The following is a 15465-nucleotide window of genomic DNA, read 5'->3' on the forward strand; positions in this document are numbered from 1 at the left end:
CACGCCGGGAACCTGTGGGCGGCAAATTCCGGTTCGCAGCACCAAACAAAGCTGACTCGGGTTGCAAGTGCCAAGGCGCTTTGCTAGGCGCGCGCCAGCTTTGCCGGGGTACTTTTATCAGTGCCTCCAACCGGCTTGGCATTGCATCGTTATTTTCCGGACCCGAGAGGACGAGAGACGCGTGGAGATTTCCGCCGGTATTCAGGCTAGCCTGGCAGGGCGTTACGCTTCTGCCCTATACGAGCTGGCGTCCGAGAACGGGACCGTTTCGGCGGTCGAATCGGACCTCGACAAGCTGGCCGCCGCACTGGCCGATTCGGCTGAGTTCACGGCTGTCACCAACAACCCCAAGGTTTCGCGCCGCGAATCGGGGCAGGCGCTGGATGCGGTCGGCAAATTGCTCGGCCTGTCGCAGCTGACGCAGAATTTCGTCGGCGTGCTGGCGAACAATCGCCGCCTGAGCGACCTGCCCGCCATGATCCGCGCCTTCCGCGCGATCTCTGCCGCACAACGCGGCGAAGTCACTGCCGAAGTGGTCAGCGCGCACGCCTTGACCGACACGCAGCTGGACCAGCTGAAAGCCAAGCTGACGCAGCGCGAAGGCCGCACCGTCAAGATTTCAACTCAGGTCGACCCGGATTTGCTGGGCGGTCTGATCGTCACCATCGGATCGCAGCGTATCGACGCTTCGATCCGCACCCGCCTCAATTCCCTCGCCCAGGTTATGAAGGCCTGATCTCAGGTCCAAAGGAAGCTACGCACAATGGATATCCGCGCCGCAGAAATCTCCAAGGTCATCAAGGACCAGATCGCCAATTTCGGCACGCAAGCCGAAGTCAGCGAAGTCGGTTCCGTGTTGAGCGTGGGTGACGGCATCGCCCGCATTCACGGCCTCGACAACGTCCAGGCGGGCGAGATGATCGAATTCGCCAACGGTGTTCAGGGCATGGCCTTGAACCTGGAAGCCGACAATGTCGGTGCGGTGATCTTCGGCTCCGACGCCGAGATCAAGGAAGGCGACAGCGTCAAGCGTACCAACACCATCGTGGACGTGCCCGTGGGCATGGGCCTGCTGGGCCGTGTGGTTGACGCTCTGGGCAATCCGATCGACGGCAAGGGCCCGATCGTATCGGACCAGCGCAGCCGCGTCGAAGTGAAGGCACCGGGCATTATCCCGCGCGAATCGGTCTCCGAACCTGTGCAGTCGGGCCTCAAGGCCATCGACGCCCTGGTCCCCGTGGGCCGCGGCCAGCGCGAACTGATCATCGGTGACCGTCAGACCGGCAAGTCCGCTGTCGCCATCGACACCTTCATCAACCAGAAGGAAGCGCATCAGGGCGACGACGAGAAAAAGAAGCTTTATTGCATCTACGTCGCCATCGGCCAGAAGCGTTCGACCGTGGCGCAGATCGTCAAGGCGCTCGAAGAAAACGGCGCGATGGAATACACCATCGTGGTCGCCGCCACTGCTTCGGAGCCTGCTCCGCTGCAATATCTCGCACCCTATACCGGCTGCGCGATGGGCGAATTTTTCCGCGACAACGGCATGCACGCCGTGATCGTTTATGACGATCTTTCCAAGCAGGCTGTGGCCTATCGCCAGATGTCGCTGCTGCTGCGTCGTCCTCCGGGCCGTGAAGCCTATCCGGGCGACGTGTTCTATCTCCATTCTCGCCTGCTCGAACGCGCAGCGAAGATGAGCAAGGCCAACGGCGGCGGTTCGCTGACCGCTCTGCCGATCATCGAAACGCAGGCTGGCGACGTGTCCGCCTATATTCCGACCAATGTGATTTCGATCACTGACGGCCAGATCTTCCTCGAAACCGACCTGTTCTATCAGGGCATCCGTCCGGCCATTAACGTGGGCCTGTCGGTCAGCCGTGTGGGCGGTGCCGCCCAGACCAAGGCGATGAAGAAGGTTTCCGGCTCGATGAAGCTCGACCTTGCGCAGTACCGCGAAATGGCGGCGTTTGCGCAGTTCGGTTCGGATCTGGATGCTTCGACGCAGAAACTGCTCAATCGCGGTGCGCGACTGACCGAACTGCTCAAGCAGGCGCAATACAGCCCGATGCCTTTCGAGGAACAGACCGTATCGATCTATGCCGGTACCAATGGCTATCTCGATGCCGTTCCGACCAACCGCGTCACCGAATATGAAGAGCAGATGCTGAGCTTCATGCGTTCGGAGCACAGCGATGTCCTCACCGACATCCGCACCAGCGGCAAGTTCGAAGACGATGTGAAGAACCGCACGGTCGAGGCTCTCAAGACCTTTGCCAAGCAGTTCGCCTGAGCCTGAAGAGACACAAAGGGAGCCGAAATGGCTAGCCTCAAAGAACTCAAGGATCGGATCGGGTCGGTAAAATCGACTCAGAAGATCACCAAGGCCAAACAGATGGTCGCAGCGGCTAAGCTGCGCCGTGCGCAGGCTGCGGCTGAAGCGGCACGCCCCTATGCGGCGCGGCTGTCGGAAGTCATGGCCAGCCTGGCCGGCAAGGTTAGTGGCGACAGCGCCCCGATCCTGCTGCGCGGCACCGGTTCCACCCAGCGCCATCTGCTGGTGGTGATCAACACCGACAAGGGCCTGTGCGGCGGTCTCAATTCCAACATCGTCAAGGCCGCCAAGGTCAAGGCGAAGGAACTGATCGCAAACGGCAAGGACGTGCGCTTCTACCTCGTGGGGAAGAAGGGCCGCGCGCCGATCAAGCGCGAATATCCCGAACGCATCAGCAAGCATTTCGACACGTCGAATGTCCGCACACCGGGCTTCGAGGAAGCCGAAGCGGTTGCGTCCGAACTGATCGCAATGTTCGAAGCCGGTGATTTCGATGTCGCCCACCTCGTCTCGCCGATCTTCAAATCAGCGCTGGTGCAGGATCCCACGGTTGCACAGCTGATCCCGGTCCCCGCGCCCGAAACAGGCAGCACCGCAGGCGGCGACGCTGTGGTGGAATATGAGCCGGGTGAGGAGGAAATTCTCGAAGAGCTGCTGCCGCGTTACGTCAAGACGCAGATCTTTGGCGGCCTGCTGGAACGCGAAGCCTCCGAACAGGGCGCTTCGATGACCGCAATGGACAATGCCACGCGCAATGCCGGCGATCTGATCCAGGCGCTCACGATCAAATACAACCGCAGCCGTCAGGCCGCGATCACCACCGAACTGATCGAAATCATCGCTGGCGCAGAAGCGCTGTAACAGCAATTAATCGCGGGTGCGAAGGCACTCCAAGCAGGACACAGCTCACGTGAACAAACTGACCCTCCTCCTCCCGATCTTTGCCCTTGCCGCTTGTGGTCAGGAACCCGCTCCCGAGCCGGTGCCGACCACCACGCCAGAGCCGGTGAAGACGCTGCCCGCTCCCAATCAGGCAAGCTTCAGCGCGCTGCTCGGTGAAGCTTGCCCCTCGGCCGAAAAGGTGAACACCGCGGTGTGCAAGCGCGCCGGTATGGGTTCGAAGGACGTTGTCTGCGAATTCGGCCTGGGTGAGGACACTTACCTGCGCCACAAGGCAACACTGACAGCTGGCGAAGACGCCTGGACGCTGGCCGATGCCGACGCCGTCTGCGCCGAGCACGGCACACATCACAAATAAGAATCCCACAGGATAATATCATGGCTACCGCACCCAAAATGAACCAGAGCGTCAACGGCACCATCTCGCAGGTTATCGGCGCCGTCGTCGACGTTGCCTTCCCGGCTGAACTGCCCGCGATTCTGTCCGCGCTCGAAACCAAGAACGGCGACAACACGCTGGTCCTGGAAGTCGCGCAGCACCTTGGTGAGAACACCGTTCGCACCATCGCGATGGACGCGACCGAAGGCCTCACACGTGGTCAGGAAGTGATCAGCACCGGCAAGCAGATTTCGGTCCCGGTTGGCCCCAAGACGCTGGGCCGCATCATGAACGTCATCGGCGAGCCGATTGACGAGCGCGGCCCGATTGGTGCCGATATGCACAACCCGATCCATGCCGAGGCCCCGCTGTTCGTCGACCAGTCGACCGAAGCGGCCATTCTGGTCACCGGCATCAAGGTCATCGACCTGCTCGCGCCCTATGCCAAGGGCGGCAAGATCGGCCTGTTCGGCGGCGCCGGTGTGGGCAAGACCGTGTTGATCCAGGAACTGATCAACAACATCGCCAAGGGTCACGGCGGCGTGTCCGTCTTCGCCGGCGTGGGTGAACGCACCCGTGAAGGTAACGACCTTTATCACGAATTCCTCGACGCCGGCGTCATCGCCAAAAACGAAGCTGGCGAAGCGATCTCGGAAGGGTCCAAGGTTGCGCTGGTGTTCGGCCAGATGAACGAGCCTCCGGGCGCGCGTGCCCGTGTGGCCCTGTCGGGTCTGACGATGGCGGAATATTTCCGTGACGAGGAAGGTCAGGACGTCCTGTTCTTCGTCGACAACATCTTCCGCTTCACGCAGGCCGGTTCGGAAGTGTCCGCGCTGCTGGGCCGTATTCCTTCGGCGGTGGGCTATCAGCCGACACTGTCCACGGACATGGGCAACCTTCAGGAACGCATCACCTCGACCACCAAGGGTTCGATTACCTCGGTTCAGGCCATTTACGTTCCCGCCGACGATCTTACCGATCCGGCTCCGGCAACCTCGTTCGCCCACTTGGACGCAACGACCACGCTGAACCGCGCGATTTCGGAGCTGGGCATCTACCCGGCGGTTGATCCGCTCGATTCCACCAGCCGCGTGCTGGAGCCCCGCGTTGTGGGTCAGGAGCATTACGAGACCGCTCGCCGCGTTCAGGAAACGCTGCAGAAGTACAAGAGCCTGCAGGACATCATCGCCATTCTGGGCATGGACGAGCTATCGGAAGAAGATAAGCTGACCGTGGCCCGCGCGCGCAAAATCCAGAAGTTCCTCAGCCAGCCGTTCCACGTGGCCGAGGTCTTCACCTCGATCCCCGGCGTGTTCGTCCAGCTGGAAGATACGGTGAAATCGTTCAAGGCTGTCGTCGACGGCGAATACGATCACCTGCCGGAAAGCGCGTTCTATATGGTTGGCGGCATCGATCAGGCTGTCGCCAAGGCCGAAAAGATGGCTGAGGACGCTTAAGCCAATGCCCCTTCACTTCGAACTCGTAACCCCGGCCAAGCTGGTCCGCAGCGAGGATGTCCACATGGTGGTCGTCCCCGGTGCGGAAGGCGAATTCGGTGTGCTCGAGGGCCATGCGCCCTTTATGTCCACCATCCGCGATGGCGCAGTTCAGATCTACAAGACCGAGGGCGGTGTTCCCGAGAGCATCGACATCCGCGGCGGTTTTGCCGAGGTGAGCGAGACGGGTCTCACGGTTCTGGCGGAGCATGTCGAGGGTTGATCCCGCGCCGTGACTCCACCCATTGGAAAAGGGCGGCCCGTGTGGTCGCCCTTTTTCGTTTCAGCATCTTGCGCAAACACGCTTGAGCGATTCTAAGCGCAAGGACGCAGGCGTTTCGGGCGCTGGAATGGGGGGCATGCAAATGAGCGGACAGCAGCGCGCAGCGATTGGCCCAAATCTGCGCGCGATGGCCCTGCCCTTCGCGGTCATTCTTTTCGCAACGCTGGCAACCCGTCTGATCTGGTTCGGCGATGCGCTGGCCAGCACGGACGAGCAGCTTTACGCGCTGATCGGTGCCGATCTGGCGCAGGGCCATTTGCCCTATGCCGGATTGTGGGACCGCAAACCCATCGGCCTGTTTGCGATCATTGCTGCGGGCTATCACCTCACCGGGGCAAGCCCGCTTGGCTACCAGCTGATCGCTGTGCTGTTCACGCTGGCGGGTGCGGGATTTACCTATCTGCTGGCACGGCAGCTGGTCGACCGTGTCACTGCCTGCGGTGCAGCAGCGCTCTATCCGGTGATGATGGCGCTCTATGGCGCGCATTCGGGGCAGAGCGAGGCGTTTCATGTTCCCTTGATGGCGGCGATGGCGTGGCTGGTGTTTGCGCCGGGTGACCGGCGGTTTGCAGCGCGTGCCGCTGCGGCGATGCTGATCGGCGGGCTGGCTTTGCAGGTCAAATACACCGTGCTCCCGCAATGCCTGCTGTTTGGCGTCGCGGCGCTGTGGCGTCAGCATGGCATGGGCGAGTCCCCGTTGCAGCTGGCAGCGCGCGCGCTTGCCTATGCCGCGCTGGGTCTGGTCCCTCAGGCGCTGGTGGCGCTGCTCTTTTGGACCAATGGCAGTTTCGACGCCTTCTGGTTCGCCAATTTCGCAAGCTTTTTCCTGCGCGATGGATTGGGGCGGATGTCGCCAGACCTGCTGGCGGGTGCGCTGCCGCTGTTCGTGCTGGCGGCCACCGGGCTTTATGCGCATTGGCGGATCCGGCCAGTCGAAGATCGCGGCACTTACCGTCTGTATGCGCTGTGGTTCGCGGCCGCTGCGCTGACCGTGTTCCTGCCCGGCACCGTCTATCTCTACTATTTCGCTGCGCTGGTCCCGCCGACGATCCTGCTGGCCCTGCCATTGCTCGACCGCAGAGGGCGCGCCGGAGTGTTGCCGCTGATCGCGGTCGGCGCGGCCGTGCTGTTGCTGCTCGCACCGTGGAAGGATTATCGCGAGGCGCAGGCGAACCGCGCTGCTCTGGCTGGTATGACGCAAGCAATCGCGCCCCTCGTCGCAGACCCACAACAGTGCCTGTGGGTGCATGACGGCCCTGCCGCGCTCTATCTGGCCGCGCGCAGTTGCCTGCCGACGCGATATATTTATCCCGACCATCTCAACAACGCGCTGGAAGACGGGGCGCTGGGCATTTCTCAGGCCAGCGAGGTGCGCCGCATCCTTGCCGCTGCGCCGCCGGTGATTGTCACCGCCGATACGCCTGTTACCCCGCAGAACCGCGCGGTGTCGGCTCTGGTCGAACAAGCCATTGCCGCCCATTACCGCCCGCTCCACACCGCCACCATCCACACCCGCACAATCCGGGCATGGCAGCGCGTCAGATAAAGCGCATTGCCCGCAAAGCTCTGCCAGATGCGGATAGGGGTTTCTTTTCCGCGCGATAGCGGCAATCCTGTGCGCCAGATTCGAAAAAGACTGGGAGAGCGAAGTTGAAACTTGTCTCGATGCTGGCAGTAGCTGCCGCCATGACACTGACCACCATCCCCGCCGCCGCGCATGATGGCGTGCCCGGACCCGAACAGGATCCCTATATCTGGCTGGAAGAAGCCCGCAGCGACAAGGCGCTGGAATGGGTCGGCCAGCAGAACGAACGCACGCTGGGCATGCTGGCCAAGGACCCGCGCTTCGAAACGCTCAAGGCCGAGGCGCTGGCGATCTATGACAGCGACGACCGTATTCCCTATGTGTCGATCCGCCCCGATGGGCTGTACAATTTCTGGCAGGACAAGGACAATCCGCGCGGGCTGGTGCGCAAGACCACGCTCGCCAGCTATCGCAGCAATGCGCCCGAATGGGAAACCGTGCTCGATGTCGATGCTTTGGCCGAGGCCGAGGGGCGCGAATGGGTCTATAAGGGATCGAGCTGCCTGGCGCCCGAACTGCGCCATTGCATGATCGCGCTGTCGGATGGTGGCAAGGACGCCACCGTGCTGCGTGAGTTTGATATGCAGACGCGGCAATTTGTCGATGGCGGGTTCACACTGCCCGAAAGCCAGGGCGGCGTGTCATGGCTTGATGCCGATACGCTGATCGTAGGGCGCGATTTTGGCGAAGGCACGCTGACCGAAAGCGAATATCCCTTCACCGCGCGCGTCTGGACACGCGGCAGTGCGATTGCAGACGCGCCGGAGATTTTCCGCGGCGACCCCACGGATGTATCGTCGGGCGTCTATCTGCTGCGCGACGGCACTGGTACGGTCCATGCGCGCGTGGCGTATCGCGGCGTGTCCTTCCACGAACGCGAATATGCGGTGTGGAAGGATGGCGCATGGGTCAAGCTGGACCTGCCCGCCAAATCCTCGCCCTCGGGCATCGTTGATGGCCAACTGCTCTATTCGATTGACGAGGACTGGACCACTGGCGGCCAGACCTTCCCTGCCGATGCGCTGATTGGCGTTGATCTGGCAGCGTGGAAAGCCGATCCCAATGGCGCGGCCAAGACGCTGGTCTGGGCACCGGGCGACCGCCAGACCAAGCAGGGCGCGACAATCACTTCGGACAGCCTTTACGTCACCCTGCTCGACAATGTGCGCGGCAAGGTGGTGAAATTTGATCATGGCCCCGGCGGCTGGACGCAGGCATCCGTGCCGCTGCCCGCCAACGCCACCATCGGGATCGCCGCATCATCGGATGAACGTGACGATGTGATGTTCTCGGTCACCGATTTCCTCAATCCCTCCAGCCTCCATTTCCTCGACGGTGAAAAGGGCACTATCGAAGTGCTCAAGACCGCGCCCGCCAATTTCGTGCCCGAAGGCATGGCGGTTGAGCAATATGAAGCCACGAGTGCTGACGGGACCAAAATCCCCTATTTCGTGGTAAAACCGGCAGGCATGAAAATGGATGGCAGCACGCCGACCCTGCTGGGCGGTTACGGCGGCTTTCAAGTCCCGCGCCTGCCGTCCTATCTCGGCTCGACCGGCAAGCTGTGGCTCGAACGCGGCGGTGCCTATGTGCTCGCCAATCTTCGCGGCGGCGGTGAATTTGGGCCCAATTGGCACCAGACTGCAATCCGCGAGAACAAGCAGCGGACCTGGGACGATTTCATCGCCGTTGCCGACGATCTGAAACAACGCAATCTGACCAGTGCCGAACATCTGGGCATCATGGGCGGGAGCCAGGGCGGCCTGCTGGTGGGCACTGCCTTCACCCAGCGCCCCGATCTGTTCAACGCAGCGGTGGTGCAGATCCCGCTGTTCGACATGCTGCGCTATCACCTCATCGGACGCGGAGCATCCTGGGTCGGCGAATATGGCGACCCCCGGATTGCCGAACAGCGTGCCTGGATCGAACCCTATTCGCCCTATCAGAAACTGGTGGCTGGCAAGGACTTCCCGGCACCGTTCTTCGTCGCCTCGACCGCCGATGACCGCACCCACCCCGCACACGCACGCAAGGCGGTGGCAAAATTGGCTGAGCTGGGCCAGCCCTATTATTATTTCGAAGACATGACCGGCGGTCATTCGGGCGGCGTCGACAATGAACAGCGCGCAAAATTGCAGGCGTTGCAGTATATCTATCTCATGCAGCGGCTGATGGATTAAGGATCAAGGGTGCGGGATTTACGTCCCGCGCCCTTAATTCTTGCTAAAGCAAAATTTCGCATTACATCAGCCGGATAATGGCATTAGCCAAATTACAAAGATGGAAATGCGCACATGATAAAACCGACCCATAAACCGCGCATTGCTGTGAACGAGGCGGCGATTCTGCGCCGCTCTGGCGCGGACGATATGGCGTGCACCATCATTGACGTATCGAAAGAAGGCTTCCGCATCAAAGTCGCGGGCGCTGTGCCAGTCGGCGCGGACTACCAGCTCAGTTATGGCGGCGAAACGCACAAGATCGCGGTGCGCTGGGCATCGATGGGCGAAGTCGGCGGCGAATTTCTGGCCTGAACAAATGTGATGCCAGTAAGGCACGGTCCATTATCTGACCGGAACCAGCACTTCATTGCGGCGCAGCGGCGGCGGCACCATTGGTGCGTCATAAAATGCGAATTCTGCCGGCCCGTCGGGCTTCAGATCGCGGCTGGCAATCCATGCGCGCAGGGCGGCCTCCCGTTCCTCAAGGTCATTGCTTGAGCCAGTGCCGTTAAAACGCACCGCCGCCACCTTCCGCGCGGGCATGGTGGTCAGCGTGATATACTCGGGTGCTTCGGGCAGCGTATCCAAGGTATATTTGGCCGACATGACGAAGCGCGTGCGCCAAGATCCGTTCTGGCTGCCATCCTGAAGGACGGGAGAGGTCATAGCGATCGGCTCGTCCTGAATCACGGGAGAAGTCATCGCGATTTCCGCGCCCGGACGGTCCTGCGCGAAAATATAGGAAGCCAAAGTGCGAAAGCCGGCATTGAGCGCTCGCCGCCGATCGCCGGTATGCGTAACCTCGGCCACGATCAACGGGGGATAGGCGCGCAGTTCGAAGGCATCTTCGCTGGCGAGGGTCTCGTAATCAGGCTGCTCGGTGCCCGAACGATATTGTGCAAATGCCGCCGCGCCGCCAACTGCCACCAGGCCCAGACCCGCTGCGACTATTTTCCAGATTTTCATGCCTGCTCCTGATGCGTGTGATCAATCAAGCGATCCCCCGCGTGGGAGTTCGCATAGTCCGCCATTTACCGGGTCGGCGCATAGAAATCCGGCGGCTTATCGGCAATCCAGACCAGAAACGTTGCGATTGCTGGATTTTCCAGCAGCCGCACGCGATGATCGCCAAAGCGCGCCAGTTCGGCATTGCTGAGATTCGCATGGATCGTCTGGTGGCAAATCGGATGCAGCGCCACAGTAACGCGGCCTTTCTTGGCCTTGGGCACCAGATGGTGCTGCTGGCTGCGGCTGCCCAGCGGCCGTTCGCACAGCCAGCAGATCAGGCTTGTCTCAGTCAGCCCTTCTGCTCCTCGGCCTGTTTCTTTTTCATCGCGTCATGGAAGCGGTCGGCCCAGCCTGGTTTCACCAATTGTTCCGCACGGACCATGCGCAGTTCGCCGTCTGCGACATCGCGGCTGACCGCGCTGCCCGCGGCGACGATGGCGTCCGCGCCGATCTTTACCGGGGCGATCAGCGCGCTGTTCGAGCCGATGAATGCGCGTTCGCCAATCACCGTCTTGTGCTTGAAATAGCCATCGTAATTGCAGGTGATCGTGCCTGCGCCGATGTTCGCGCCAGCGCCGATTTCGGCATCGCCCAGATAGGTCAAATGGCTGGCCTTGGCACCCTCGCCCAGAACCGCCTGCTTCATTTCAACGAAATTGCCGACCCTGCTGCCTCTCTCCATCACCGCGCCGGGGCGCAGGCGGGCATAGGGGCCGACCACGCAGCCTTCGCCAACGCTGGCGCCTTCGAGATGGCTGAACGCCCGGATCCGTGCGCCAGTGGCGACAGTAACGCCGGGACCGAACACGACGTTGGGTTCGACTGTCACATCATTGGCCAAACTGGTGTCCCAGCTGAAGAAGACTGTGGCCGGCGCCTTGAGCGTGACACCCGATTCCATCGCCTCGGTCCGCTTCAGATCCTGCCACTGCGCCTCTGCGCGGGCTAGTTCTGTGCGCGAATTTATGCCTGCAACTTCCTCGGGGTGGTCGGTGCGCACGGCGGCGCAGGTGCGCCCGTCCCTGACCGCCACGTTGACGATATCGGGGAGGTAATATTCGCCCTGCGTGTTGTCATTGTCGAGCCGGTCCAGCAGGTCGAACAGATCCTCAGCACGCGCGGCCATCAAGCCCGAATTGCACAGGCGGCTGGCGCGTTCGGCCTCGTTGGCATCCTTAAACTCGACCATCTTTTCAATGGTGTTGTCGGCATGGGTGATCACGCGGCCATATTGCAGCGCATCGTCCGGCTCGAACCCCAGCACCACCACAGCGGGGGCATCCGGTTCGCGCAGGCGGACCAGCATATCCTGCATGGTCTGGGTCTTGATAAAGGGCGCATCGCCCAGCAGCATCAGCACATCGCCGGTAAAGCCCGCCAGCGCGGCCTTGGCTTGTGCCACCGCATGGCCGGTGCCCAGCTGCGGTTCCTGCACCACGCATTCGGCGCGCGCGCTGACCTGGCGTTCCACCTGTTCGCGTTCGTCACCGACGATCACGATGGTGCGCGTGGGGGCCAGCGCCTCTACAGATGCCAGCAAATGTTCGATGATGGGCCGTCCGGCGACCGGGTGCAGCACCTTGTGCACCCCGCTGTTCAGACGGGTGCCCTTGCCGGCGGCAAGGATGATGGCGGCGAATTCGCGCGTGCTGATGGGGGGCTGACTGGTCATGGTAAAGGGCCATGCCACCAATTGCTTGCGGTTTGAAGAACCATCCGCCACGCGTGGCCCCGATGGCTGATTTTCCTTTCGATATTGTCGCATTCGACCTGGATGGCACACTGCTGGAAACGCACCGGGATCTGGGCACGGCGGTGAACCATGCGCTGACGCTGGGCGGGTTTGCGTCTTTCCCGCTGGAAACCGCGACCGATCTTATCGGCGGCGGTGCCAAGGTCATGCTGCGCCGCGCGATCGATGATCAGGGCGGGCTGGACGATGACCGATTCCACACGCTCTACAAGGCGATGCTGGCCTATTATGGAGAGAATTACGCCGTTCACACGAGCCCCTACCCCGGCGCAGTCGCGATGCTGGAGGCATTGGCGGGCCGCGGGGTGAAGCTGGCCGTGGTCACCAACAAGTTCGAAAACTTCGCCAAGGGCGTGCTCGCCGCGCTGGGGCTGGACCAGCATTTCCAAATCATCGTTGGCGGGGATTCGCTGGGCAAGGGCCGCGCCAAGCCTGCACCCGATCTGATCTGGCATGTCCAGCAGGCATGCGGCGGCGGCAGTCTCGCTTTCGTGGGTGACAGTTCTTACGATATGAAGGCGGCGCGCGCGGCGCGGGTGCCGGTGGTCGCGGCGTGCTATGGCTATTGCGACCAGAGCGCGCAGGAGCTTGGCGCAGATGCCGCGATTGATTCGCTGGACCAGCTGATCACGGCGCTCGAAACGCTCTGATCTTTCGCCCTGCCCTTACGGCATGGCGGCGCACCGCAGGCGGTGTTGCAAGTGCGAAAAGAAAGTGCCACTCCACGCGCCGATTGACCCTTACGTAAACGAAAGAGGAACCCGCCATGACCATCGATTTCAAGGACAAAGTTGCCATCGTCACGGGCGCTGGCGGCGGTCTGGGCCGTGAATATGCGCTCGAACTGGCGAAACGCGGCGCCAAGGTTGTCGTCAACGATCTGGGCGGAACGCGCGATGGCACGGGCCATTCCGACGCGGCGCTGAAAGTCGTCGAGGAAATCGAAGCCGCTGGCGGCACCGCGATGAGCAATGGCTCGTCCGTTACCGAATATGACCAGATGGAAAAGATGGTTGCCGACGCCAAGCAGAAATGGGGCGGCGTGCACATCCTGATCAACAATGCCGGCGTGCTGCGCGACAAGACCTATGCCAAGATGAGCCCCGAAGATTTTGAATTCGTGCTCAAGGTCCACCTCACCGGATCGGCCTTCGCCACCAAGGCATGCTGGGAAACCATGCGCGAACAAGCCTATGGCCGCATCCTGATGACCGCCAGCAGCACTGGCCTGTTCGGCAATTTCGGCCAGGCCAATTACGGCGCGGCCAAGCTGGGTCTGGCGGGTCTGACCAAGACGCTGCAACTCGAAGGTGCGAAATACAATATCCGCGTCAACACGCTCAGCCCGGTTGCGGGCACGCGGATGACCGAAGACCTGTTCCCCGAAGAAGCGTTCAAGCTGTTCGATCCGGTCAATGTGGTCCCCGCCGCGCTGTTCCTGGTCAGCGAAGATTCGCCCACCAATGCCATCGTCGGCGCGGGTGCGGGCGGGTATCACTCGGCATGGGTGATGATGAACGACGCGGTCTGGCTCAAGGAAGAAGAGCGCACGGTTGAAGGCTTCGCGGCGAACTGGGAAGAGATTTCGGCCCAGAACAATCTGCGCGCACCCAATTCGGGTTCGGAGCAGTCGGGCGCGATCCTGACCGCTATGCAGAAGGTGCTCGGCAAGGATGCCGCACCCTCCAGCGCGCGCGGCTAAGCCCTTTCTGCAGCAAGACTGTTGCCAGTCACCGCCTGACGCGGACGGATAGCAAAACGAAAAAGGCTCGCACTTCGGTGCGGGCCTTTTTTGTGCGTCCTAGGCCTAGTCGCCAACCGCCTTGAGCAGTCGCCGCTCTATCGGGGCCATCACGCCGGTCAGTTCATGCCCGCGTTTCAGCACCTGGCCATGTTCGCCATACAGCGTCCACATCCCCTGCTTGCCGCGAAGGGCAGGTCGCTTCTCGATCAGGCTCTGCGGTCGTTCCGCAGCGCGGCGAAAGGCGGCAAAGCTGGCGCAATCGCGGGTGAAATCCATCGCATAATCGCGCCACTGACCGGCGGCGACCATCCGGCCATAGAGGTCGAGTATCCGGTTGAGTTCGATGCGCGTGAAGGCGACCTGCAAGGGCCGGCGACCGGGAAAGGCGACAATCGTTTCGCCTTGCAATCCCGCCATCAGTCGACCGTGCCGCTCCGCTGCGCAGGCAGGCTGGTGCCGCGCAATTCGGCAACCTCGGCACGCAGGGCCTGCATTTCGGCCTCAAGCTTTTCCAGACAATCGCGGCTGGGCGCACACGGATCGTCGCAGGGCGTGCCGTAGGGGAGGAATTCCTTGAGCCATTGTTCGGCAGGCACCAGCGTGCTGCGCGCCTTTAGCCCGATCATCGTCGCGCCTTCGGTCACATCGTCGGTCACCACCGCATTGGCCCCGATCCGCGCGCGCGGCCCGACCGTAATCGGCCCGATCACCTGAGCGCCCGATCCGATGATCACATTGTCGCCAATTGTGGGATGACGTTTGCCGCCCACGCCATTGGTGGGATTGGTTCCGCCCAGCGTAACGCATTGGTAGATGGTGACATCGTCGCCAATCTCCGCCGTTTCGCCGATCACTGAAAAGCCGTGATCGATGAAGAAGTTCTTCCCGATCTTGGCCCCTGGATGGATGTCGATTGCTGTGACCATCCGGCTCCAGTGATTGACCATGCGCGCCAGGAAAAACAGATCCGCCTCGAACAGCCAGTGCGCCGCCCGGTGATAGACCAGCGCCCACACGCCGGGATACAGCAATATCTCCCAGCGCGACCGGGGGGCGGGATCACGGGCGTGGATTGAATCCAGATAGGCTATCAGCTTTTCGAGCATGTGCGGCGATCCTTCCACCAAGCGCGCATCAAAGCAAGCGGCCCTGCTCGGGCCCCTGCACCGCATCCAGTGCGTCGCGCCATAGAGATAGGGTCGCAGGGGCCTTGCGTTCAAGGCTTAGCCGGTCGATCTCGGCCACAATACGCTCGATTGCGGGATAGCTGCGCTCCATCCGCGGCACCAGATAGGCAGGTGCACCGTCGCCCAGCACCAGCCCGCGCGCGGCGGCATGGCTGCGGATCAGATCGCCCGCCATAGCATCATCTGGCGCGCCGATTTCCAGCTGCAATGCTGCACCCATACGGCTTGCCAGATCGGGCAGAGCGATGGTCCACGGTGCCTTGTCGATCACCAGCAACAGGGGCCGGTCATCCTCCTGCGCGCGGTTCCAGCGGTGGAACAGGGCGGTTTCATCACCGCTGTCCGCGCCGTCGATAACCTCGCCCTTGCCCTGCACGGCGAACCAATGCGCCAGCAGCGACTTGCCTGAACGCGGCGGCCCGGTCAGCACTGCGGTGCGGAACGGCCAGCTTTCAGGCGCGGTCAGGGCATCGGCAACTGCCTGGTTGCCTGTGCCGATCACAATGGTTTCGGGATGGTCCGGGCCGGAATGACCAAGGGGCAGTGCGAGTTGCGACATGGCGCTGCTCCGCC

17 protein-coding genes are annotated in these 15465 nt (G+C 62.0%); 11 read left to right on the forward strand and 6 right to left on the reverse strand.

What is annotated here, in order from left to right; all coding sequences use genetic code 11:
• Nucleotides 1–181 precede the first annotated feature (181 nt).
• The 9 genes from FEV51_RS04045 (at nucleotide 182) to FEV51_RS04085 (ending at nucleotide 9512) form a co-directional block, all read left to right on the forward strand.
• Nucleotides 182–736: a F0F1 ATP synthase subunit delta gene (locus tag FEV51_RS04045; protein ID WP_138616088.1), complete on the forward strand. Its 555-nt coding sequence runs from the start codon at nucleotides 182–184 to the stop codon at nucleotides 734–736.
• A 27-nt stretch (nucleotides 737–763) separates the two neighbouring features.
• A complete protein-coding gene (gene atpA, locus FEV51_RS04050) occupies nucleotides 764–2293 on the forward strand; it encodes a F0F1 ATP synthase subunit alpha (protein WP_138616090.1) in 1530 nt (509 codons plus the stop codon).
• Between the two features lie 27 nt (nucleotides 2294–2320).
• Entirely contained in the window at nucleotides 2321–3196 is an 876-nt protein-coding gene (locus FEV51_RS04055; protein ID WP_138616092.1) for a F0F1 ATP synthase subunit gamma, read from the forward strand.
• 49 nt (nucleotides 3197–3245) lie between these two features.
• Nucleotides 3246–3593, forward strand: a complete 348-nt coding sequence (locus FEV51_RS04060) for a hypothetical protein (protein WP_246034423.1) — start codon at nucleotides 3246–3248, stop codon at nucleotides 3591–3593.
• Between the two features lie 20 nt (nucleotides 3594–3613).
• The gene (atpD, locus tag FEV51_RS04065; protein WP_138616096.1) at nucleotides 3614–5071 is read left to right on the forward strand and encodes a F0F1 ATP synthase subunit beta; all 1458 of its coding nucleotides are present in this window, start codon (nucleotides 3614–3616) and stop codon (nucleotides 5069–5071) included.
• A 4-nt stretch (nucleotides 5072–5075) separates the two neighbouring features.
• Nucleotides 5076–5333 carry an ATP synthase F1 subunit epsilon gene (locus FEV51_RS04070; RefSeq protein ID WP_138616098.1) on the forward strand — a complete coding sequence of 86 codons (258 nt, stop codon included), beginning with the start codon at nucleotides 5076–5078 and terminating at the stop codon, nucleotides 5331–5333.
• A gap of 142 nt (nucleotides 5334–5475) precedes the next feature.
• Nucleotides 5476–6939: an ArnT family glycosyltransferase gene (locus tag FEV51_RS04075; RefSeq protein ID WP_171033027.1), complete on the forward strand. Its 1464-nt coding sequence runs from the start codon at nucleotides 5476–5478 to the stop codon at nucleotides 6937–6939.
• A gap of 104 nt (nucleotides 6940–7043) precedes the next feature.
• Entirely contained in the window at nucleotides 7044–9158 is a 2115-nt protein-coding gene (locus FEV51_RS04080; RefSeq protein ID WP_342773726.1) for a prolyl oligopeptidase family serine peptidase, read from the forward strand.
• 114 nt (nucleotides 9159–9272) lie between these two features.
• Nucleotides 9273–9512, forward strand: a complete 240-nt coding sequence (locus tag FEV51_RS04085; protein ID WP_138616101.1) for a hypothetical protein — start codon at nucleotides 9273–9275, stop codon at nucleotides 9510–9512.
• Nucleotides 9513–9542: 30 nt separating this feature from the next.
• Here the strand turns inward: FEV51_RS04085 and FEV51_RS04090 are convergent, their stop codons facing one another.
• The 3 genes from FEV51_RS04090 to glmU form a co-directional block, all read right to left on the reverse strand.
• A complete protein-coding gene (locus FEV51_RS04090; protein ID WP_138616103.1) occupies nucleotides 9543–10166 on the reverse strand; it encodes an SOUL family heme-binding protein in 624 nt (207 codons plus the stop codon).
• Nucleotides 10167–10231: 65 nt separating this feature from the next.
• On the reverse strand, nucleotides 10232–10429 hold the full coding sequence (locus FEV51_RS04095) for a hypothetical protein (protein WP_342773727.1): 198 nt from the start codon (nucleotides 10427–10429) through the stop codon (nucleotides 10232–10234).
• A 68-nt stretch (nucleotides 10430–10497) separates the two neighbouring features.
• Entirely contained in the window at nucleotides 10498–11880 is a 1383-nt protein-coding gene (gene glmU, locus FEV51_RS04100; RefSeq protein ID WP_138616107.1) for a bifunctional UDP-N-acetylglucosamine diphosphorylase/glucosamine-1-phosphate N-acetyltransferase GlmU, read from the reverse strand.
• Nucleotides 11881–11942: 62 nt separating this feature from the next.
• Between glmU and FEV51_RS04105 the strand changes: the two genes are divergently transcribed.
• Together FEV51_RS04105 and FEV51_RS04110 are read left to right on the forward strand one after the other, a co-directional pair.
• Complete coding sequence (locus FEV51_RS04105; RefSeq protein ID WP_138616109.1) at nucleotides 11943–12611, forward strand: HAD-IA family hydrolase; 669 nt, start codon at nucleotides 11943–11945, stop codon at nucleotides 12609–12611.
• A 116-nt stretch (nucleotides 12612–12727) separates the two neighbouring features.
• Nucleotides 12728–13663, forward strand: a complete 936-nt coding sequence (locus FEV51_RS04110; protein ID WP_138616111.1) for an SDR family NAD(P)-dependent oxidoreductase — start codon at nucleotides 12728–12730, stop codon at nucleotides 13661–13663.
• Nucleotides 13664–13768: 105 nt separating this feature from the next.
• Here the strand turns inward: FEV51_RS04110 and FEV51_RS04115 are convergent, their stop codons facing one another.
• The 3 genes from FEV51_RS04115 to FEV51_RS04125 are packed head-to-tail and all read right to left on the reverse strand — an operon-like array spanning nucleotide 13769 to nucleotide 15451.
• The gene (locus FEV51_RS04115; protein WP_138616113.1) at nucleotides 13769–14122 is read right to left on the reverse strand and encodes a DUF2794 domain-containing protein; all 354 of its coding nucleotides are present in this window, start codon (nucleotides 14120–14122) and stop codon (nucleotides 13769–13771) included.
• Complete coding sequence (epsC, locus tag FEV51_RS04120; RefSeq protein WP_138616115.1) at nucleotides 14122–14811, reverse strand: serine O-acetyltransferase EpsC; 690 nt, start codon at nucleotides 14809–14811, stop codon at nucleotides 14122–14124. The genes FEV51_RS04115 and epsC overlap by 1 nt, the downstream gene beginning before the upstream one ends.
• 28 nt (nucleotides 14812–14839) lie before the next feature.
• Nucleotides 14840–15451, reverse strand: a complete 612-nt coding sequence (locus FEV51_RS04125; RefSeq protein ID WP_138616117.1) for a P-loop NTPase family protein — start codon at nucleotides 15449–15451, stop codon at nucleotides 14840–14842.
• Nucleotides 15452–15465: the final 14 nt, after the last annotated feature.

Source organism: Qipengyuania marisflavi, assembly GCF_005884405.1.
In the GTDB taxonomy this organism is placed as follows: Bacteria; Pseudomonadota; Alphaproteobacteria; order Sphingomonadales; family Sphingomonadaceae; genus Qipengyuania; species Qipengyuania marisflavi.